The following is a 21,149-nucleotide window of genomic DNA, read 5'->3' on the forward strand; positions in this document are numbered from 1 at the left end:
TTAGGTTAGATGTTAAGTTTATGAGTTGTTTCAACTCAAACAAAAACTCAATAGCTTAGCATCACTCATCTTATAGCAATCCAACATGTTTATACAATGTTTGTGAATCCTCATCATCATGCTCATCTAAAAATTCAAGTATCATAAAAAGACTTACTGTATCCATCATAAAATCTTTATCATCTCCTTCAAAAATGGTACCCACAACACTATTTAATTCATATATCTCAGTTTCACTACCATTCATTCCTTCCAAATATTGAAGAGCCATAATTCGTCTTATCTCAGTTGCATCCTCCTCGCCAAATGTGCGATACTGCTTTATCAACGGGATGAGTTGAGCAAACGTTTTTTCACGTTCGAGCTTCACTTTCTTTTTCAAATTAGCCGTTATTTTAGGCGATTTAACAAGGTTGTCATAGAGGAAATTAAATGCTTGTGCGGCAATATCACCCATTTTAGTTCCTAATTCTTCTGGTGTCATCTATTTTTGGTTTTGGTTATTATTAAAACAAATTATTATTGGATTCCGGGCATTTTAGAAGCATATTGTATTATACCACTTGGAATAATACTCATTACAGGAAATTTGGCACCATTAACAATATCAGCTGCAAATGAACCTAATAGAACCCCTATTATTTCAGGTTGCTGATGTGTGGTTATCAATATAATACCAGGATTTTCTTTAGAGTAATTCAACATTTTCTGTTTTCTTGATTTTCCACTGTATTGGATAACCTCTCCCGTGCATGGTGTTTCTCTTGAGGCAATAAAATCTACTACTAATGCCATTTGGTTTTTCAGATTTGTAATCACTTTCTCATCTGAGGTTGAGACAAAGGAAACAGCTTTTATAGTTGAACCTAAAAGTTTTGCAAATCTAATAGCAAGTGGAACTTTCTCGCGTGTCTCTTTTGCCAAGTCTAATGGAAGAATTAAGTTGTTGAAATTTTTTGTTTCACAGCCTATTTTGACTGTAATTACAGGGATATCAGATTCCGCAACGATTCTAAGAGCATTACTACCGATAATTTTCTTCTTTATATTAGTTGCAGCTGTCGTTCCCATAACTATACAGTCTGCTTCCGTCTCTTTAGATGTTAATAAAATGGTGTCGCAAAGTTTCCCAAACAGCACGAGTGTAGAAAATTGCTCTGCTTTAATTTTTTCTGCTTCAGAAAGTATTCTAAGTTTTTCGTGAATTTTCCCGACATACATTTTTTTATCACTCTCATCAAAAATATTCCATGGGGGCATATTTTCCCTAACAACGTGCAGTGCGATAATCTTAACATCTCTGCCTTGTGCAATATATTTTGCCTGTCTTAATCCTGAAAAGGATTGATCGGAAAAATCGATCGGAACTAATATTTTAATAGTGGATTGATTCATTTTTTTAGTAATTTTGAGATTTATTTCTACAAATCTACAAAATTATGAGACAAATACAACAATCTGAATTAATTTTAAATCCTGACGGAAGTATCTATCATTTAAATCTTTTACCCGAAGATATTTCAGATCTAATAATCCTTGTAGGCGACCAAGATAGGGTACCTGTAGTTTCCCATTTTTTCGATACAATTGAAGTAAAAAAACAAAATCGTGAATTCAGAACACATACAGGGACATACAAAGAACGCCGAATATCTGTAATTTCAACAGGGATAGGCACCGATAATATTGACATAGTAATCAACGAGCTAGATGCTTTGGTAAATATTGACCTAAAAACAAGAGAGGCAAAATCCGAACACAAGACTCTTAATTTTATCAGAATTGGCACTTCGGGTGCACTTCAGGCTGATATACCTGTAAACACTCCTGTTGCTGCTACCATAGGGTGTGGTTTTGACGGTTTGTTAAATTTTTATGCCGATAGAAACAAAGTAAGTTTGCTTAAATTAGAAAATGCTTTCTTAGAACACATGAAATGGAATAAGCTACTAGCAACACCATATTTTGTTGAAGGGTCTGATTTTCTTCTTAACAAAGTTGCCTTCGATATGGTTCAAGGCATAACCATATCAGCTCCGGGCTTCTATGGACCACAAGGACGTGTTTTGCGACTCCCGATTGCAGATAGCAACATTAATGACAAAATAGCCTCTTTTGCGTGCGATTCTAATAAAATTACAAATTATGAAATGGAGTGCAGTGCTATTTACGGACTGTCCAAATTGCTGAATCATAATGCATTAACAATTTGTAACATAATTGCGAATCGACAAAGAGGTGAGTATAGCTCTGATTATAAACAACATATCGTTAAATTGATAAAAACAGTACTTGATAGATTTACAGCATAGTGTATCGTATAGCTAATGACAAATTTTTGCTGTTATTAATAAAGTAAAAATTAAGAGTATGGCATCACATAAAGCATGGTATAGAAAATATAAATCGACAATTCTCCAATTTGTACTTATTGCAATTACAACAGTTATAATTTTTGCTTTACTTCCCAGTGAGCGCTCATTTAGATATGAGTTCAGAGAAGGTGCTCCTTGGTTTGACGAAGATTTAATTGCACCATTTAATTTTCCGATATATAAAACCGAAGCCGAATTAAAAAGGGAGAGAGATAGTTTAGATAAACACTATCCACTATTTTTTAGTATCGATACTATAAAAATCACCAGCTCGATTAGGGTTTTACATAATCAAATTCACAAGGCGCTGCGTTTAATCAAAAATCAGAGACTTGCCGATGTCCCTGAAAATATCGATTCCGTAATTTTAAATTTGGTAACAAATTATAAGTCGTACCTAGCAAATGGAGTAACCGACACCGCTTTCACGGGAGACAACCTAAACAGGAGTGTTATAATTATGAATAACAACCTTGCGAGTGAATATTTAGGCAAAGAGATACCTCAGAAGAGGCTTGGAACATTCCAATTTAGAAAAATGGCTCAAAATATTTGCGGTACTCAACCCTGGGTAGAAACAATGACAAGGCTGATTCCTCAATCATTGACCCAAGTCTCTTCGGTTGATTTCGATTCTGTCCTAACTAAAATGAACCTACAACGAATGCAAGACGAAATGTCTCTCTCTCGCGGCATGGTTCAAAAAGGACAGCGTATTGTTAGTAAGGGAGACGTTATTACTCAAAAAGAGTATATTGTTTTAGAGTCGCTAAAAGCTGAATATAAAAGTCGTGGTAGGCAAGATGCCACTCAGATATGGCTTTTTGTTGGTCGTTTTTTAACATCACTAATTTCTGCAATACTGTTAATATCTTTTATGGTCTATTTTAGGAAAGAGCTTTTGCAGTATAATTCAAAATTGGTTTTTGTTATCTTCTTATCACTTATTTCACTTACCGTCGCGCACTTTGTTGCAAAGGGTGACAGCATTGACATCTACCTTATTCCATTTGCTATTGTTCCTATTTTAATAAGAGTATTTTTTGATGCCCGCTTTGCAATACTCATTTACTCAGCACTAACTGTAATAATGGGCTTGTTTTTACCAAATCCATACGAGTTTGTGTTCACACAGTTTATTGTTGGGATTGTTGCTGTTTTTTCCCTTACTTCAATTTATAAACGAAGCCAAATTTTTTCTGCTGCACTTAGCGTTTTTTCAGCTTATGCATTGGTTTACATATCAATATCGCTAATGCAAGACGGCGATGTGTCAAAAATTGATTGGATGAAGTTTGCATGGTTTGGAGGAAATTCCCTTTTAGTTTTGTGGAGTTATCCCCTGATATACCTGTTTGAAAAAATGTTTGGGTTTTTGTCAGATGTTACTTTAGTTGAGCTGTCAGAATCGAACAATCCTTTACTTAGAAAATTTAACGAGCTGGCTCCCGGATCTTTCCAACACTCATTGCAAGTTGCTAATCTGGCAGAAAATGTTATCCTGAAAATTGGAGGAAATCCTTTGCTTGCAAGAACAGGAGCAATGTACCATGATATTGGCAAAATGCATATGCCACAGTATTTTATTGAAAATCAGTTAAGTGGGTACAATCCTCACTCTCAACTTTCATTTGAAGAGAGTGCAAAAATCATTATTTCACATGTTGAAAAAGGCGTTGAAATTGCAAAAAAATATAATCTACCAAAACCAATTATTGATTTCATTAAAACCCACCATGGCGATGGAATTGTACAGTACTTTTATCGTTCACAACTAAACCTTAAGCCTGACGAAAAAACAGATGTTAAAAAATTTCAATACCAAGGTCCAACACCTTCATCTAAGGAGATGGCGGTAGTAATGTTAGCCGATTCGGTTGAAGCTGCAAGTAGAAGCCTTAAAGTTGTTACCGAAGAGTCGTTAAACGAGTTGATTGAAAAAACTGTAAACGGTATAATCAACGCAAAACAGCTACGACACGCAGATATTACGTTTAACGACATCACTTTAGCCAAAGAAATTTTTAAAAGTAAACTGTTTAATATTTACCATGCCAGAATAGAATACCCCGAAGAGGTACAGGAACAACATAACAATTAGACTTTGGCGTGCCTTTTGTCGTTAACAATTGTATGTAACTAAATAGAGAGGAAATTATGTGGCAAAATATTTTAGTCTTCATAATTCTTGGCTTGACAGCTTTTGTGGTGGTACGCTCGATTTGGAGTTTTTTTAAAAAATCAAACTCTACTTCGGAATCTCGCTGCGATAGCTGCAAACAAATCTGTTCACTTAATAAATAAAAACCTTATAAAATCTGATTAAGGTATAGTTTTAAATTTTTAATATTTCATATTAAATTAAAATTAAATATTACAAAAAATGAAAAAAACAACATTCACTCTTTTCTTAACTTTGGTTATGATTGCATCAGGAAACACAATTTTTGCACAAAACAAACAAAATATACCTCAAAAAATTACTGAGTATGTAACAAAGCATTTCCCTGATAATCCCATTGCTAAATTTGAAAAAGATTTTGACGATGGGCGAGTTATCTACGAAGTAGAACTTAGTGATGACACAGATTTGGAGTTTAATAATAAGATGGATGTAATTAAAATCGACTCTAATTCAGACAGTAAAGCTTTGCCCGAAAGTGTTATCCCCAAAGTAGTTCAAGACCATGTAAAAGCAAATTATCCCAACAATTTTGTAGTAAAGTGGGAAAAAGAGAGACGGGGTTATGACGTAGAACTCAATAACGATATTGATTTAAAAATCTCCCACGACGGAAAGAAAAGTAAAATTGACAGATAGCTGTTAGTTAAAAGAAAAAAGTTGTTGCTTCGACTGTTGTTGAACTTGTCGAAGTCAACTTAAGCTCTTCATGATGGTCGCTTCGATAAAATCAGCGACCGTTTTTACATAACACTACTAATCTAGTAGAGCTTGCCGTAAAATAATTTTACAACAAGCTCTACCTCAAGCACTCTTAAGTGCTATGTTTATGCGATTAAGTTAGAAAATTCTACTGTTACTGCAGCTTTTGTCTTAATTAAAAGTTAGAGTAATCCCAACTGATAAAGGGTAAATTTCAGGACCCTCGCCTTTTTTAAATAGTTGCGAGAGCGAATATGTCGCGTAAATTCCAAAGTTAGAATAGCCTGCATACGCCATCAAACCATATTGTAGCGGGTTGATGTGGTAATCTCTTTTTTCAACATATTTTTTTCTTCTTTCGTTGCTTTTTAGCTTATTTTTCGAACTGATTTTTAACGAACCATAAGCACCACCCGCAATCCAAAAAGAGTCTCCTCCTAATCGAGTTTGAAATTCCAGCATCACCGGGACATTGACTGTCCAAATATTTAATTTGCTTTTATACCAATTTCCAGCCGAATCAAGCGTATAGTCTAATACAGGCTTAGTATTATCGAGTTTTGTATTGCTATTTTCAAAACGGAAGTTATTCCATTTTGTTCCAATTCCAGTAACAAAGCCTAAGTGTCTCGAAACAAGTGGCATATTGATTTGAAACGCATTTATACCGAACTCAAATGAACGCCCTTCGTCAAGCTCTAGAAAACTAGCCTCATCAGGCAAAGTAAGACTTAACGATTTGGTTGAAAAGAGATTTACTCCGAAATTAAGAGACGATAAATGTCCCTCAAATCTTGATTTTTTTCTCTTACGACTAGACTCTTTCCACTCATATTTGTCTTTTGATTTGGAACCACGGTCTTCAAGTATAAGTACTTCGGTGCTACCAATTTTCAAGCGGGTAGTGTCAGAAGCATTGTCTGGATGTATTGTAATTATAGATTTTTTTGTGCTATCTGAGATTTCTTTACCTCCGCTGGTTTCGACCCTGTTACTTGTTATGTTTGTAACAATAGCCGAGTCGGTGACATAAACTTTTGCAGTTTCGGTAACAGTAACTTTTACGGTGTCAGCAACAGTAGCTTTTTTTGTTTCAGTAACATCCTGTGCCATGGCGGTAATGGCGAAAGATGTTAGAATTGTGCTAATAATAATTGTTTTCATAAGTTTATAATTTTATCAGTTTATGATCATATGGAACTTACATGCGGTACAGTTAAAAGTTTACAAAATTTCTTTCTACTTTTACCTTTTACCTTCGTAGAAGGTTGGCATGTTCGTTTCATATGTTTATAATTTTTTTGTTTCTATTTCTATTAATTTACCTTCTCGTAGTTTCTATGGCAAAAAGAGGCGTTTGAAGTGCAAAATAGTATGAGTCACTTTCTTCATCATATCTACGTTCAACATCCACTCGTCTTGGGCTGCTCGCTATTTTTTCAACACCCCATTGCACAATATTTTTAAAACTAAATCTTCTGTTAGGTTCGTTATCATCATAAATATCTTCACTTTCAGTGATATTTTCCTCTGTTTCAGGCTCATACGCAGAGGCAAGCTCCGTTTCATAAACGCTAAGCTGCATATTTACTTCTTCTGGAATTATTAACAGATTTTCTGCTAAATCTATTTCTATACCTGATAGTTTTTCAATTTTATCTGCTCTATTAATGAACCGTTCACTCGTTTCTCTTTGTGGCTCTTGACTTTTAGTCTCTGACACAAGAACCAAAACATTTTCCTCTACATTTTCAGTATCAACAACTTCTTTTATCTCCTCCGGCTCTGTTGTAGCAACGGGTTGATTTATAAATATGTTTTCGTTTCTATTTGTATTACTGTTCCAAATACCAAATAAAAGTGCTAACCCTGCTGCTATTGAAGTACTGTATAAAACAATTCTTCTAATAGTAGTGCCTTTTTTGTATAGTCTGTTTTTCGAGTCGAAAGTGATATTGTAGTCGGGCTTGATTTTTAGTTTTTCAAAGTCAAACTCTTTAACTTCGCCTGCTTTATTTTCAGATATCCATCTATTCAATTCGTCAGATTTTGAGACACTTAAATCCCCCTCTGCTCCTGCCACGGCAAATATTTGAGCATTTTCGTGGCTGATTTTATCATTTTCAAAATCAGGCAACTTATATAAAAAGGATTTTTCTTCTATTGAAGTATTGTTGTCCGACAGACGTAACTTATTGAATAAGTGAAAATTATTTTTTAAATCATCGGAACTATTAATCCAATCTAAAAGTTCTGACTCTTTATCTTTAGGATAGTCGTTTTCAATAAAGCTTATAATTAGCTCATCAGCATTATCCTTTGTAAATTCAAGGTCTCCAATCTGTTTTTTCAGAAAAGAGTTGTCGAACTCTTCTGTTTGTGGTTTCAGTATTACTGTTGATATATTTTTAAACTCAGCCTTAATATCTGGATTTTTCAATAAAAAGGCTCTTAGTTCTGCTATTTGTTGTTCGTTTAGACATCCGTCAATATATTCAACAATGAACAACTCGTAATTATCTCGTGTTATCATGGTCGGTTAAATTACAGTTTCTAAACTTCCTATATAATTTCTCAAAAACACTCTTGCCCTATAGATATATACTTTTACCTGACTTTCATTAAGTCCTGTAATTTCTCCTATCTCCTCGTATGAGTATCCTTCGTAGTCGCGCAATAAAACAACCGATTTTTGCACTTGTGGCAACTTATCAACTGCTTGGTGTAAAATCTCTTGCAAATCAGAGTATTGAGTGTAGTCTTTTATGTGCCTGCCGGAAAATTCATCAACATGATCAACACGTTTATTTTTTCTAATATGGTCAATCATAATATGATAGGCTGTTGTAAACAGATATGATTTCACCTTTTCGCCCGATACATTTGCCAAGTTTTTCCACAGTCGTTCATAGGCATCTTGAACTATATCGCGTGAATATTCGGTGTCTCGTAAATTCTTGAGAATAAACCTGTATATTCCGTCCGAATATTTATCTACACTTTGGTTATACTCTTCTACTGTCATTTCGATTTAAGTTGCAAACAACCAATAGACGTTCTTATTAGGAAATAGTTACAAAACTTTTAGATCTTTTATAACCAAAAAAAACTAACCGACTGATTTTCAGAAAAATAAACATTATGAATTACAATTTCCACAACTACATTCTCGGTGACCTTGTATCTGGGTTCTGTAAAAAGAGAGAAAACCTGTATGCAAATCATCGCGAGTTTGTCTGAAAAGCATTAATAGGTTTTCTTTATCATCATCTGTTTTTGTAGGATCTTCGTATGCCAAATGCCAACGATTTTTAACACCATTCTCAAATTGTGGACAGTTTTTGTTGGCACCATCTGATAAGGTTATAACATAATCAAACTGCTCAGTAACAAACTGATTTACAGATTTTGCAGTATTATTACTTATATCAATTCCAACTTCGTTCATCACTTGAATTGCAAGTGTGTTGACCTCTTTTGACGGCTTAATTCCTGCCGAAAACACTTCTAACCGACTATCAAAACTTTTAAGGTAAGCCTCAGCTATTTGGCTTAAACAATCGTTGGTATCGCAGATTAATAGGATTCTTGTTGACATTTTGAAATTTCGGATTTCGGATTTCGGAATTATCGAAAAAGGTTTATACTAAAAATCATCAGCTAATCCACTGTAACGCGCCAATCCACCTTCGGAGGTTTCACGATATATTTTTGGTAAATCGTGACCTGTTTTTTTCATTGTCTCAACCACTTTATCGAAACTTATCCTATGACGCCCATCGCCTAATATTGCATAGGCATTATGATTCAAAGCACGAGCTGCAGCAAATGCATTTCTCTCAATACAAGGTATTTGAACCAATCCCCCGACAGGGTCACATGTTAATCCAAGATGGTGTTCCAAGCCCATTTCGGCACTATATTCAATTTGAAAAATTGTACCTCCAAAAAGTTGCGTGGTCGCTGCCGAAGCCATTGCACACGCCGTACCTATCTCTCCTTGACAACCCACCTCCGCTCCTGAAATGCTTGCATTTTGTTTTACGATTGTTCCTATTAAACCCGCAGTAGCTAAAGCTCTTAAAATCTTATGATCGGTAAAATTATGTTGCGTTTTAAGATAATAAAGAACGCCCGGCAAAACTCCACAACTGCCACAGGTTGGAGCGGTTACAATTAAACCCCCGGCAGCGTTTTCTTCAGAAACTGCTAAGGTGTATGCAAATAGTATTGCACGTTTTTGCAAAGTTCCCTTGTAAGCATTAGCTTTTACGTGTAATCTAGCTGCCTTACGTGGCAATTTCAGAGATCCAGGTAAAACACCCTCATTCTCTAATCCCCGATGAATGGCATCTTGCATTATTTCCCACACTTTTCCCAAATAGTCCATTACATCTTTCTCGTCATATTTTTTGACAACCTCCCACATTGTAAGACCGTTGGAGTTACAGTATGCCAATAAGTTATGCATATCCTTAAACGGATAACGCTCGTTACCTTTTTCCGCTTCCGATGTTTCATCAACAATTGCTCCACCGCCTATGCTGTAAGCTGTCCAACTGTCGATTGCCTCATTGGCTTCGTTCAACGCTTCAAATAGCATTGCATTTGGATGTCGTGGAAGAAAAACATCAGGTTTCCACACTATTTCTATCTCTTTTCCAGCATCTTTAAAGACTGTAATAATGGCGACATCTGTTAAGTGCCCCTCACCTGTAGCTGCAAGGCTTCCATAAAGAGTAACTCTATATTTATGTGCATCTCCACATCTTTCAAGAAACATTAGCGATGCTTTGCGTGGTCCCATAGTGTGGCTACTTGACGGACCATTGCCAATTCGATATATTGATTTGATACTTTCCATATATTATAAATTTATTGCAAATTTGGCAAAAATTTTCGATATTTTGCATGCTTGCGTTTTTCTGTTTAAGAACACATATGAAAAAATGGGTGTTTATATTTATGGGATTATTATGCACAGCAATAGGTATTGTTGGAATATTTGTTCCGCTTCTGCCTACAACCCCTCTGCTATTGGCTGCAATATTCTTTTTTACGCATAGCTCCCCAAAGTTAAAAGAGAGAATTTTTAGTTGCAGGATATTAAAAAAGTATGTAGAGCCCTATATTAACAACCAACCTGTTCCGAAAACAACAAAAATTCGCACTATAATGTTTCTATGGTTGGCTTTGTCAATAAGTGCAATATTTGTCTGTCACAAATGGTGGTTACTGCTAATATTACTTGCTGTTGGAATTGGAGTTACAGCACACATTGCGAAATTAAAGTAACTGGTCATTTTTTAACTCTGACTGCTTTTTACGTGGCAATTTATTGAAAACCAAATCATAAGAGTGGTCGATTAATTCAACAATCAATTTTTTAGGAACTGAGCCGTCTATGAAAATCATATTCCAGTGCCTTTTATTCATGTGATATGCAGGCTGAATGGAGTCGTATTTCTCGCGCAGTTCTACAGAACGTTCCGGTGAGCATTTTAGAGAAATTACCAGCCTAGGTTCGTCCAGCGGTATCATAGCAAACATTTTTCCGCCAACTTTGAAGATTAAAGTAACATCGTCAAATGGAAATTCTTCTGTAGTGAAGGGCTTTTGAATACAGTACTCGCGTATTGTTTCTACATTTAATTCGTTGATTATCATAGCTTTTTATCTAAATAAACATACTATTGTTTAAAAGTAAACTCACGGTATAAATCAAAACAGACAATCATTTTGCGGTAATACCATTAAAAAAATTTATTTTTGCATAATTATATATCAACAACGCAAATTACAGAAAATTTATTTAACATTAAACTTATATCAAAAACAATGAGAACATTTTTTTCAATATCCATACTCTCTACAATGCTATTAGTCAGTTCCTGCATTGGAGGCGAGACCGAACCACAAATAAAAGGGTCGATTTATGAAGGTGGGGAAAAAATAGTTTATTTGCTCGATTTGTCGAAAAAAGGCTCAAAACCTGATAGCGTACAACTATCAGTTAACGGTGATTTTCAATTCTTTGTGGATATTGAGGAGCCTAAAGATTTACTTTTGTATTTCGACCAGGAGAATTATTTAAGACTACTACTCTTACCCGACGAAACAGCTATAATAACAGCTGATGCCGCCGATTTACTGGCAACATACAGAGTTGAAGGAAGTCCTCATTCAGAAATATTACGTGAAGTTATGTATGCCAATTGGCTCGACAATATCATAATAGATAGTCTTAACATGGTATATAAAACCAACGAGAATAGCCCCAGACTGCTTCAAATAATGGAACAGCTGAACTCTGAAGCAATCGTAATCAGAGATAAACAAAGAGCTTATTTAGAATCAGTTATAAAAGAGAATAAATCATCGTTAGTGTCATATGTTGCGCTATCAATGCAACTTGGAGTAAATAAGCTATTTAACCCAACTGCTGATTCACAATGGTTTAAAATGGTGGACTCTATGGTAAATGCTGACTTTCCTGAAACAACAATTGCAAACACCATAAGAACCTTTGTCGAAGCCAATGAAACCCGTATAAAAAACAATCTTACAGCTGAACAAAGATTGGAAGTAGGTAGCGTCGCTCCGGAAATATCATTACCAAATGTAAATGGCGACACTCTCAAACTCTCGTCACTACGTGGCAAGTACGTACTTATCGACTTTTGGGCATCTTGGTGTAAGCCTTGCCGGCTAGAAAATCAAAATCTCTTGAGAAATTACAACATATTCAGATGGCGAAATTTTGCTATTTATCAAGTGTCGTTAGACAAAGATAAATCGGAGTGGCAGAAAGCAATACGAGCAGATTATTTAAGCTGGGCAAACGTCAGTGATCTAAAATTTTGGGACAATCAAGCAGCAAAAGATTACAACATAGAGGGAATACCTTCAAATTTTCTAATAGATCCACAAGGAGTAATAATTGCACGCGATATATACGGCGATGAGTTGACTAAAAAACTCCGAGAAATTTTCCCATATATTCCTCGTAAAGTTGTTGAACCAACAGTAAGCACAGTGTCAGAATAGAATGCAGCGTTAAATGATAGAAGAGAAAAAAATATATTTTGCCTCTGATGCACATTTAGGCTTTCCAAGTCTCAAAGAAGGAAGAGAACGCGAAATGATTTTTGTTTCGTGGCTCGATTCCATAAAAGATGACGTTAGAGAGCTGTTTCTATTAGGTGATATTTTCGACTTTTGGTTTGAATATAAACGTGTGGTTCCTCGTGGCTACACGAGAACTATTGGACGCTTAGCCGATTTTACTGACAGAGGCATAAAAGTACATTTTTTTACAGGAAATCACGATCTATGGATACGCGACTATTTGACCACGGAGGCTGGGATTATTTTACATCGCGAACCATTTATTACCGAGTTTTCCGGCAAAACATTCTATTTAGCACACGGAGACGGATTAGGGAAAGGCGACAGAGGTTACAAAGTACTTAAATGGATATTTACAAACCGTGTTCTACATTGGCTTTTCTCACGACTACATCCAAACTTTGCACTTTGGTTGGCACATAGCTGGAGCAACAAAAGTCGCTATGCTAAAGGTGTTGTAGCCGACACCTTGGACGAAGAAAACGATATTTTACTAAATTTCGCCAAGGCGATAGAAAAAGAACAACACCACGATTATTACATTTTCGGTCATCGCCACCGACCTATTGATATGACTATTTGCAACGATAGAGCACGGTTTATTAACCTTGGTGATTGGCTCACACTATTTAGTTATGGTGTTTTTGATGGTAAAGAGTTTTACCTAAAATTTTACGAAAAACAATAAACTTGCATTGTTGCATTAAACAATTAATTATATTGCCATTATTAGATACAAAAAATCAAAATAGGTTTGTCTCAATCATACTTTTTTGATAAAATAGACCAAATCATACGTAAACCTTACCTTTCGAACTGATTTTTAATGTATCTTTGTTATGCTCAATTAATAGGAGAACACTTTCCAATGGAACACGACGATATACTTGAATTTATTAATAACGCTAAAATCAACAATTTGCGAAGTATTGACCTGTCAAACAGGGATATAACAGAAATACCACACGAAATTGGCAAACTTACCGATCTTGAATATTTAGATTTTAGCTACAACAAAATATCAAACTTACCCCCTGAAATTGGGAACCTCACTAACTTAAAGAGTTTACTGTTGATGAAAAACGAAATAGACGTTTTACCACCAGAAGTTGGCAACCTCAAAAAATTAAAACTTTTAGATGTTAGTCATAACCGTATTACAGAACTCCCACAAACAATGGGCTCTTTAACAGAACTTAAAACATTAGATGCAAGCTACTGTTCTATTCGCACTCTTCCTGTGTCATACAACGAATTGCCGAGTTTGAAGGAGTTATATCTGGAAGAGAATCCCCTTGCATCTCCTCACGATAAAATTGCAGATAGACTTTATGCCTCTATGCACTTTCTGACGTAAGAAAAGAAAATTTCGGGGTCGGAGAAAGTTACATTTCACGTTTTTAACATAGCTGCAATAAGAAAAAGCAGCGAAACAAAATTAAGTTAAAAGTCAAAAAAGCGGTCACTTCGATAAACTTAGTAACCGCTTTTTACTTATAAATTTATAAAATTTTAACCCTTTATCAATCTTTGAACTTCGCTGACAAAAACTCTCTATTTAAACGTGCGATGTTAGCAATAGTAATACCTTTGGGACATTCAGCCTCGCAGGCTCCAGTGTTTGTACAGTTTCCAAATCCAAGTTCGTCCATTTTTGCAACCATTGCTTTGGCGCGCCTTGCAGCTTCAGGTTTTCCTTGAGGAAGTAGTGCCAAGTGCGATACTTTTGCCGACACAAACAACATTGCCGAAGCATTTTTACATGCTGCAACACACGCACCACAACCAATACATGAAGCGGGATCAAAAGCAAGTTCGAAATGGTGCTTATTTACAGGAATGGCGTTTGCGTCTTGGGCTGCACCAGCATTTACAGATATAAATCCACCTGCATACATGATTTTTTCAAAAGCTTTACGATCAACTATTAAGTCCTTGATTACAGGAAAAGCTCCTGAACGCCATGGTTCTACAGTAATGGTGTCGCCATCTTTAAACTCACGCATGTAAAGTTCACAAGTTGTGATTTTTCCTAATTTGCCGTGTGGGTGTCCGTTTATATACAGGCCACAACAACCGCAAATACCTTCGCGACAATCGCTTTCAAATGCAACAGGCTCCTTGCCTGCTTCAACCAAAGTACTATTAAGATAGTCTAACATTTCAAGGAAAGACATTTCTACAGAAACGTTGTCTAGATTATAGGTTTCAAATCTACCTTTGGCTTTAGCATTTTGTTGTCGCCATATTTTAAGTGTGATATTCATTTTTTAACTGTTTTTATATTTTTTAGAAATATCCAATAAAACTAATTATACAATTATTTATAACTTCTCTCTTGCAACTGAACATATTCAAACTTAAGTTCTTCTTTATGCATCACAGGCTCTTGTTCCTTGCCCTTATATTCCCATGCAGCAACGTATGCAAAATTTTCGTCATCGCGTTTGGTTTCTCCTGAATCAGTTTGGCTCTCCTCGCGGAAGTGCGCACCGCAGCTCTCTTTTCTGTTAAGAGCATCATGACAAAGTAGTTGCGACAACTCGAAGTAATCAGCAACGCGACCAGCTTTTTCCAAATCTTGGTTAACTCCTTCAGCCGTGCCAGTAATTCTCAGGTCTTTCCAGAACTCTTGCTCAAGTTCTTTTATCAAAACTAAAGCCTTTTTTAAGCCCTCCTCGTTACGATACATACCACAGTAATCCCACATGATTTTTCCCAAACGCTTATGGAATGATGTTGCCGTTTTGGTTCCTTTGACATTCATTAAACGTTCTACTTTATCTTTGACCTGTTTTTCTGCCTCTTTAAACTCGGGCAACTCATTTGATATTCTGGGCACACGTATCTGATCTGATAAATAGTCGGCAATTGTGTATGGTAAAATAAAATATCCATCTCCTGCACATTGCATTAACGAGCTTGCTCCCAGACGGTTAGCTCCGTGGTCAGAGAAGTTGGACTCTCCAATTGCAAATAGACCAGGAATTGTTGTCATAAGGTTATAGTCAACCCATAATCCGCCCATGGTGTAGTGTCCCGCTGGATAGATACGCATTGGGGTATTGTACGGTGATTCGCCTATAATTTTTTCGTACATCTCGAACAAGTTGCCATATTTCCCTTCGATAGCTGATTTTCCTTGCTCTTTTATTGCATCACGGAAATCTAAATAAACCGATAAGCCTGACTCTCCTACTCCATAGCCTGCATCACAACGCTCTTTGGCGGCACGTGAAGCTACGTCGCGTGGAACAAGGTTTCCGTAAGATGGATAACGTCTCTCGAGATAGTAATCGCGCTCATCTTCAGGGATATCGTTTGGATTACGTTTATCGCCTTTTGTTTTGGGAACCCAAACTCTACCATCGTTTCTTAGCGACTCACTCATCAGAGTTAGTTTTGCCTGATAATCGTTAAGAACAGGTATTGATGTCGGGTGTATTTGTATAAAACTTGGGTTTGCGAAATAAGCACCGCGCTTGAATGCGCTCCATGCTGCTGAACCGTTGCTATTTATCGCTAATGTCGACAGATAGTAGATTGTTCCGTAACCACCTGTTGCCAAAACAACTGCATGTGCTGAGTGTCTCTCTATTTCGCCTGTTACAAGATTTCGTGTGATAATTCCACGCGCTCTCCCATCAACCACAACTAAATCTAACATCTCTTGACGTGGATACATCGTAACAGTTCCAGCTTGTATTTGTCGTGCTAAAGCCCCATATCCACCTAAAAGACAGTGTTGTCCGGTTAACCCTTTAGCATAAAATGTGCGACTTACTTGTACCCCACCAAACGAACGATTATCTAACAATCCGCCATAATCGCGAGTAAATGGCACTCCGATAGCGGTGTAGTGGTCGATAACATCATTGCTAACCTCAGCAGCCCTGTAAACATTGGCTTCACGTGCACGATAGTCTCCACCTTTTATCATATCGAAAAAGAGACGGAATACACTATCACCATCGTTTTTATAGTTTTTTGCAGCGTTGATACCTCCTTGTGCCGCAACAGAGTGCGCCCTACGTGGCGAGTCTTGATAACAGAATACTTTTACGTTGTATCCCATTTCACCAAGCGTTGAGGCAGCGCCCGAGCCGGCTAAACCTGTTCCGACAACAATAATGTCTAATCTTTTTCGGTTTGCAGGGTTAACAAGTTTTAATGATGCTTTATGTTTTGTCCACTTCTCGGCTAATGGACCTTCAGGTATTTTTGAATCTAATTTTGACATAACTTAATGTTTTTAAATCTTTTAATTAACATAATGCTTACACACATTGTTGAAATAGTCTGAAGTAAATTGGTATTATTGCAAATCCTGTTGCAACAACAACTGCAAATATCAATGCGATGGTTTTTAGACGTGGCAACCAAATATCATTGTTAAATCCTATACTTTGGAAAGCCGACCAAAACCCATGTGTTAAATGAAGTCCTAGCAGAATAGCACCCGCAATATACAATAAGCTGTATACCAGACTGCCTTTAAATAACGATGATACCAAAAGATAACTGTTTTTCATTGTCTCGCCATTTACAACAATATCACTATAAAGTGGATCTCCTGTAAATTTCATTTTAATAAAGAAATTCATTAGGTGTAGCACTAAAAACACAGCTATTAATCCACCCAAAATGAACATATTACGTGATGCCCACGAAACACCAGCAGCAGTTCGCGATTTTGCATACCCTTTAGGTCGGGCTAACAAATTCTGAATTGTAAGGGTAATTGTGTATGCAATGTGTATTAAAAAACCAATTGCCAACACCGGCTCAACAACTTTTATTATCGGGTTTGTTCCCATAAAATTAGCAGCGATATTATACATATCACCCGTATCGTCTATCACAAGCATTAAATTTACGGTTAAATGAACCGTAATAAATGCCATCAAAAAAAGACCCGATAGCGAAACCACAAACTTTTTCCCTATCGATGAAGTTAGCAGAAAGTTCTTCATAAATTTCAATTTTACGATTTATAGTTTATTAATTCTTTATTTCACATTATCACATATACCCAAGAACTATGCCTTTTTATGTGGTATTATTATATAATGTCAAAAATCTATTTCTTAATTAAATTTTGGTGTTTTGGTTTGGCGCAAATATATACAAAAAGCGCAAACAAAATTGCTTTTATAATCTGTTTGCAAACATATACAATAAATGCTTATTACAGCATTCTAAACAGCTAAAGAAAAATTAATTTTCTTCGCATTTTTGCTTAGAAAAACAAATAATTCTCCGCAAAAGTCATACTTCATATACAAAAACATTGCTAGACCTAATTATAATACAGACAAATTTCTTTCTTCCGATAAACCAATCGCTCAAAAGCAAAAGAGCAAGAGTGACATATTTGTCACTCTTGCTCTTAAACTTGAGTTTAACAACAATCTTAGTAAATACTAACTACCAATGACTAATGATCATGATCATGGTCATGGTCATGTTCAATTCCTTCTGCTCGGGTTTGATGAACTGTTCCACGTGCATGCTCAGCAGGTGCATAGATCGAATAAAGTTTCAGCGGCTTGTCACCAGTGTTTTTTAAGTTGTGCCATTTTCCAGCAGGGATAAAGAGTGCAAAATCATCTTTTACCTCACGCTCAAAATCTAGATTATCTTCTGTATCTCCCATATACACAATTCCTTTTCCTTCTTCCACTCGAATAAACTGGTCGGTCTGGGTATGAAGTTCTAAACCAATATCCTCGCCTGGTTGTAAAGTCATTAAGGTCATTTGAATAAAATTGCCTGTCCAGAAAGCCGTACGGAAGTTTACATTTCTGCTCGTTACATCCTCGATGTCAAAAACGATAGGTTCTGCACCATAATCCACTAACTCTATCTGTTCAGTTAATTCATTGATATCAACCTCTATTGTTTCAGTTTTTGGATTACCACAGCTGGCAATAAAAATTGCAACGGAAATTAAAAATAAAGTACTTTTTTTCATGCTAATAAAGATTTATAAATTTGATTGCTACTATCTATTTATGTATTAAAAATGAGAACAAGGTCTTAATGTCCAGGTTTATCCTGATTTGTAAAGATAGTAAATTATTAATTGCTAATTGAGTATGCTCGATTTATTTTTTTAATTAATCTTTTGACAAGCACATTACTTTTCGTATCTTGGCACAAAGATTTTGAGATATATGAAAGCACTTTTTTCTGCAGTATTTGCTTTAGTGTCAATAACCTCGGCTTTTGCGATTCATCCACCTGATAGTCTTTTAAGATTGTCATTGAAAGGTAAAAACACCTACGAACAAGTAAATCTTATGTGCGAAGCTGCTGTGTGGTGGCGCGATAAAGGTTCGTTTGACAGTGCTCAGGCTGTTTTAAATCAGGCTATGACGCGTGCTAAGGAGAAATCCGATTCGGCTTCAGTAGGATTGGTATATTATCATCAAGGTGGCGTAAACTGGCGCATGGGACAGTACGAAGATGCACGAATAAGTTATCAAAAAAGCATTAGTATAAGACAAGAACTCTCAGACGATTCCGGCGCAGCCTCTTCATATATCAACCTTGCATTAGTTCAACGCGATATAAGTAATTATGATGCTTCGCTGCGGACACTCAGAACTGCAAAGGAACTGTATCAGGAACTGAATGACAGTAGCGGATTAGCAGATGTTTTAACACTTTCGGGCGGTGTTTTCCTTAGACTGAACAATTACGACAGTGCCTCAAGCAATTTTCACAATGCCCTATCAATCAGACACTTCATGTCTGACTCATCTTCAATAGCATCAAGTTTTACTAATTTAGCCACGCTATATAAAACCAAAGGCGATTTTGACAGCTCGGTTTTTTATTTCAATGAGGCTCTATCCCTACAAAAGCGATTGGGGAACAAGTCAAATATCGCTTTTACCTACCTAAGTCTTGGCGGCTTGTACTGGGAAATGAAGGATTATCACAACGCCATAGACAACTATATTGAAAGCCTGAGGATATACGAAAAAGGCTCTGACAAAATACAAACAGCTTTGGTGCTAGAAAACATCGGGCTTATTTATCGCGATTTAGGCAACATTGACCGTTCGCTTGAATATCACAACTCAGTCCTTGAGATATACAAATCAATCGGAAACCCTCTGCGCGAATCTATTGCACTAAATTTTATCGCCGGAGACTATTTAACTGCAAAAAATTATACAAAAGCTCTTGATTATTACAAAGCATCGTACACTATTCGCGAACAACTGAACAACAAGCAGTTAATGGCTGCAACATGTAACAGTTTAGGTATGGTGTATAAAAACTTAGATATATCTGACAGCTCCCACTTCTACTATTTCAAAGCCTACGATTTATATACCGATTTAGGAGATTTGAGAAATCAGGCAGCAACGCTGAACAATATTGCCAATTTGAAATGGAAAATTAACGATGTCGATTCCACAATGTACTATTTTAAAATGGCTTTAGCATCTCGCCAATTGATAATGGACGTACAGGGAGAGGGCTACACTATGTTGCAGTTTGGACAGTTCCTAATGGAAAACAAAAAGAACAAGCGTGCCTACGATATGGCTATAGGAGCATTTAATATATCCCAACAAATAAATGACTGGACACTTAAAAAAGATGCAAGTCTACTGCTTAGTAAATATTTTGAAACTGTCGGAAATTACAAACAAGCACACAGCTATTTTAAACTGTACAACGAATCGCAAGAGGCACTGAACCGAGATGAGACTATTAAACGGATCGCCGATATGGAGATTCGTTTCGAACACGAAAAACGAGTTCAGGCACTTGAAAGAAAACAGTTTGAGATAGAGTTAAAAGACTCGGAAATTAAACAAAAAAACCAACGCTACTACTATATGTTGGGGGCACTGGTTCTACTAATGGGCTTGGTTGTCACAGTTTTTATTGCTTGGCGACAAAAAATTCGTACAAACAAAATATTAAACCTACAAAAGCAAGAGATAGAGGCTCAACGGGATCAGATAAGCAGTCAAAACGAAAAAATAACCGACAGCATTGTTTATGCAAGCAGAATACAAAAGGCTATGCTTCCACCTGAATCGGTTATAAACAATCTTTTCCCGGATCATTTCGTGTTTTTCAAGCCACGCGATGTAGTTAGTGGCGATTTTTACTGGGTGCACAGCGAAAATAATTATCGTGTTATTGTCGTAGCTGATTGCACTGGACACGGCGTTCCAGGTGCTTTTATGAGTATGATGGGCGTATCTCTACTAAATGAGCTTACAGGTCAATATTCAAGTTTCGATGCCGCAAAACTATTGGGAAGCCTTAGAGAAAAAGTCCGTATCAACTTACATCAAACCACATACACCGACGGCAGTAGCAACGACAGCATAGACATGGGGATGATAATAATTGAAAATTCTACCAACAAAGCATGCTACGCAGGAGGTAATATTCCACTTTGGGTATATAGAGACAAAACCCTAACAACATACAATGCTGATAGAATGCCAATTGGAATACATATCGGAGAAGAAATGTCTTTTACAAATAATTTTGTTCAGCTTCAAAAAGGGGATACAATTTTCATGTTTTCAGACGGTTTCCCCGATCAATTTGGTGGTACAAGAAATAGAAAATTACTAGTTTCGGGGTTTAAAAAAATAATCGAGTCTATAGCTGAAACTGATATTGAAAAGCAAGCCACACTGCTTGAGAAAAACTTACAAGAGTGGAAAAAAGACACAAGACAAATTGATGATATTATTGTGTTAGGCGTAAAAATTTAGTCG

Annotated in this window: 20 protein-coding genes; 8 read left to right on the forward strand and 12 right to left on the reverse strand. The window is 36.3% G+C overall.

Annotated elements, in window-relative coordinates; all coding sequences use genetic code 11:
* Positions 1-70 precede the first annotated feature (70 nt).
* Positions 71-484: a hypothetical protein gene (locus tag GX311_07900; protein NLK16303.1), complete on the reverse strand. Its 414-nt coding sequence runs from the start codon at positions 482-484 to the stop codon at positions 71-73.
* Positions 485-519: 35 nt separating this feature from the next.
* Positions 520-1,395, reverse strand: coding sequence for a universal stress protein (locus GX311_07905; protein NLK16304.1), 876 nt, complete (start codon positions 1,393-1,395; stop codon positions 520-522).
* Positions 1,396-1,439: 44 nt separating this feature from the next.
* Between GX311_07905 and GX311_07910 the strand changes: the two genes are divergently transcribed.
* The 3 genes from GX311_07910 to GX311_07920 all read left to right on the forward strand — a co-directional run bounded on the left by GX311_07910 (position 1,440) and on the right by GX311_07920 (position 5,196).
* Positions 1,440-2,312: a nucleoside phosphorylase gene (locus GX311_07910; GenBank protein ID NLK16305.1), complete on the forward strand. Its 873-nt coding sequence runs from the start codon at positions 1,440-1,442 to the stop codon at positions 2,310-2,312.
* 58 nt (positions 2,313-2,370) lie between these two features.
* Positions 2,371-4,476 carry an HDIG domain-containing protein gene (locus GX311_07915; GenBank protein NLK16306.1) on the forward strand — a complete coding sequence of 702 codons (2,106 nt, stop codon included), beginning with the start codon at positions 2,371-2,373 and terminating at the stop codon, positions 4,474-4,476.
* Positions 4,477-4,758: 282 nt separating this feature from the next.
* Complete coding sequence (locus GX311_07920) at positions 4,759-5,196, forward strand: hypothetical protein (GenBank protein ID NLK16307.1); 438 nt, start codon at positions 4,759-4,761, stop codon at positions 5,194-5,196.
* Between the two features lie 234 nt (positions 5,197-5,430).
* Here the strand turns inward: GX311_07920 and GX311_07925 are convergent, their stop codons facing one another.
* The 5 genes from GX311_07925 to GX311_07945 all read right to left on the reverse strand — a co-directional run bounded on the left by GX311_07925 (position 5,431) and on the right by GX311_07945 (position 10,123).
* Positions 5,431-6,423 carry a PorT family protein gene (locus GX311_07925; GenBank protein ID NLK16308.1) on the reverse strand — a complete coding sequence of 331 codons (993 nt, stop codon included), beginning with the start codon at positions 6,421-6,423 and terminating at the stop codon, positions 5,431-5,433.
* A 157-nt stretch (positions 6,424-6,580) separates the two neighbouring features.
* The gene (locus tag GX311_07930) at positions 6,581-7,792 is read right to left on the reverse strand and encodes a hypothetical protein (protein NLK16309.1); all 1,212 of its coding nucleotides are present in this window, start codon (positions 7,790-7,792) and stop codon (positions 6,581-6,583) included.
* A 6-nt stretch (positions 7,793-7,798) separates the two neighbouring features.
* Positions 7,799-8,284 (reverse strand): RNA polymerase sigma factor, encoded by a 486-nt coding sequence (locus tag GX311_07935; GenBank protein ID NLK16310.1) that lies wholly within the window; start codon positions 8,282-8,284, stop codon positions 7,799-7,801.
* 114 nt (positions 8,285-8,398) lie between these two features.
* Positions 8,399-8,857, reverse strand: coding sequence for an arsenate reductase ArsC (locus GX311_07940; protein ID NLK16311.1), 459 nt, complete (start codon positions 8,855-8,857; stop codon positions 8,399-8,401).
* 48 nt (positions 8,858-8,905) lie between these two features.
* Entirely contained in the window at positions 8,906-10,123 is a 1,218-nt protein-coding gene (locus tag GX311_07945) for an L-serine ammonia-lyase (protein ID NLK16312.1), read from the reverse strand.
* 101 nt (positions 10,124-10,224) lie between these two features.
* On the opposite strand from GX311_07945, the gene GX311_07950 reads away from it, so the two are divergent.
* Positions 10,225-10,554, forward strand: coding sequence for a DUF454 domain-containing protein (locus GX311_07950; protein ID NLK16313.1), 330 nt, complete (start codon positions 10,225-10,227; stop codon positions 10,552-10,554).
* Here GX311_07950 and GX311_07955 read toward each other — a convergent pair.
* Positions 10,546-10,926, reverse strand: coding sequence for an MmcQ/YjbR family DNA-binding protein (locus tag GX311_07955; GenBank protein NLK16314.1), 381 nt, complete (start codon positions 10,924-10,926; stop codon positions 10,546-10,548). The two genes, GX311_07950 and GX311_07955, sit on opposite strands and share 9 nt — an antisense overlap.
* A 171-nt stretch (positions 10,927-11,097) precedes the next feature.
* Between GX311_07955 and GX311_07960 the strand changes: the two genes are divergently transcribed.
* From GX311_07960 to GX311_07970, 3 genes are all read left to right on the forward strand, one after another.
* Complete coding sequence (locus GX311_07960) at positions 11,098-12,306, forward strand: AhpC/TSA family protein (protein NLK16315.1); 1,209 nt, start codon at positions 11,098-11,100, stop codon at positions 12,304-12,306.
* 13 nt (positions 12,307-12,319) lie between these two features.
* On the forward strand, positions 12,320-13,075 hold the full coding sequence (locus GX311_07965; GenBank protein NLK16316.1) for a UDP-2,3-diacylglucosamine diphosphatase: 756 nt from the start codon (positions 12,320-12,322) through the stop codon (positions 13,073-13,075).
* Between the two features lie 180 nt (positions 13,076-13,255).
* Positions 13,256-13,744: a hypothetical protein gene (locus GX311_07970; protein ID NLK16317.1), complete on the forward strand. Its 489-nt coding sequence runs from the start codon at positions 13,256-13,258 to the stop codon at positions 13,742-13,744.
* A 166-nt stretch (positions 13,745-13,910) separates the two neighbouring features.
* Here GX311_07970 and GX311_07975 read toward each other — a convergent pair whose 3' ends face one another.
* From GX311_07975 to GX311_07990, 4 genes are all read right to left on the reverse strand, one after another.
* The gene (locus GX311_07975; GenBank protein NLK16318.1) at positions 13,911-14,654 is read right to left on the reverse strand and encodes a succinate dehydrogenase/fumarate reductase iron-sulfur subunit; all 744 of its coding nucleotides are present in this window, start codon (positions 14,652-14,654) and stop codon (positions 13,911-13,913) included.
* Between the two features lie 53 nt (positions 14,655-14,707).
* Entirely contained in the window at positions 14,708-16,627 is a 1,920-nt protein-coding gene (locus tag GX311_07980) for a fumarate reductase/succinate dehydrogenase flavoprotein subunit (GenBank protein NLK16319.1), read from the reverse strand.
* Positions 16,628-16,664: 37 nt separating this feature from the next.
* Complete coding sequence (locus tag GX311_07985; protein ID NLK16320.1) at positions 16,665-17,360, reverse strand: succinate dehydrogenase cytochrome b subunit; 696 nt, start codon at positions 17,358-17,360, stop codon at positions 16,665-16,667.
* A gap of 464 nt (positions 17,361-17,824) precedes the next feature.
* Positions 17,825-18,361 (reverse strand): cupin domain-containing protein, encoded by a 537-nt coding sequence (locus GX311_07990; protein NLK16321.1) that lies wholly within the window; start codon positions 18,359-18,361, stop codon positions 17,825-17,827.
* Between the two features lie 202 nt (positions 18,362-18,563).
* Here GX311_07990 and GX311_07995 point away from each other — a divergent pair, with 202 nt between their 5' ends.
* The gene (locus tag GX311_07995) at positions 18,564-21,146 is read left to right on the forward strand and encodes a tetratricopeptide repeat protein (protein NLK16322.1); all 2,583 of its coding nucleotides are present in this window, start codon (positions 18,564-18,566) and stop codon (positions 21,144-21,146) included.
* Positions 21,147-21,149 lie beyond the last annotated feature (3 nt).

It is taken from the genome of Bacteroidales bacterium, from assembly GCA_012519055.1.
In the GTDB taxonomy this organism is placed as follows: domain Bacteria; phylum Bacteroidota; class Bacteroidia; order Bacteroidales; family Salinivirgaceae; genus JAAYQU01.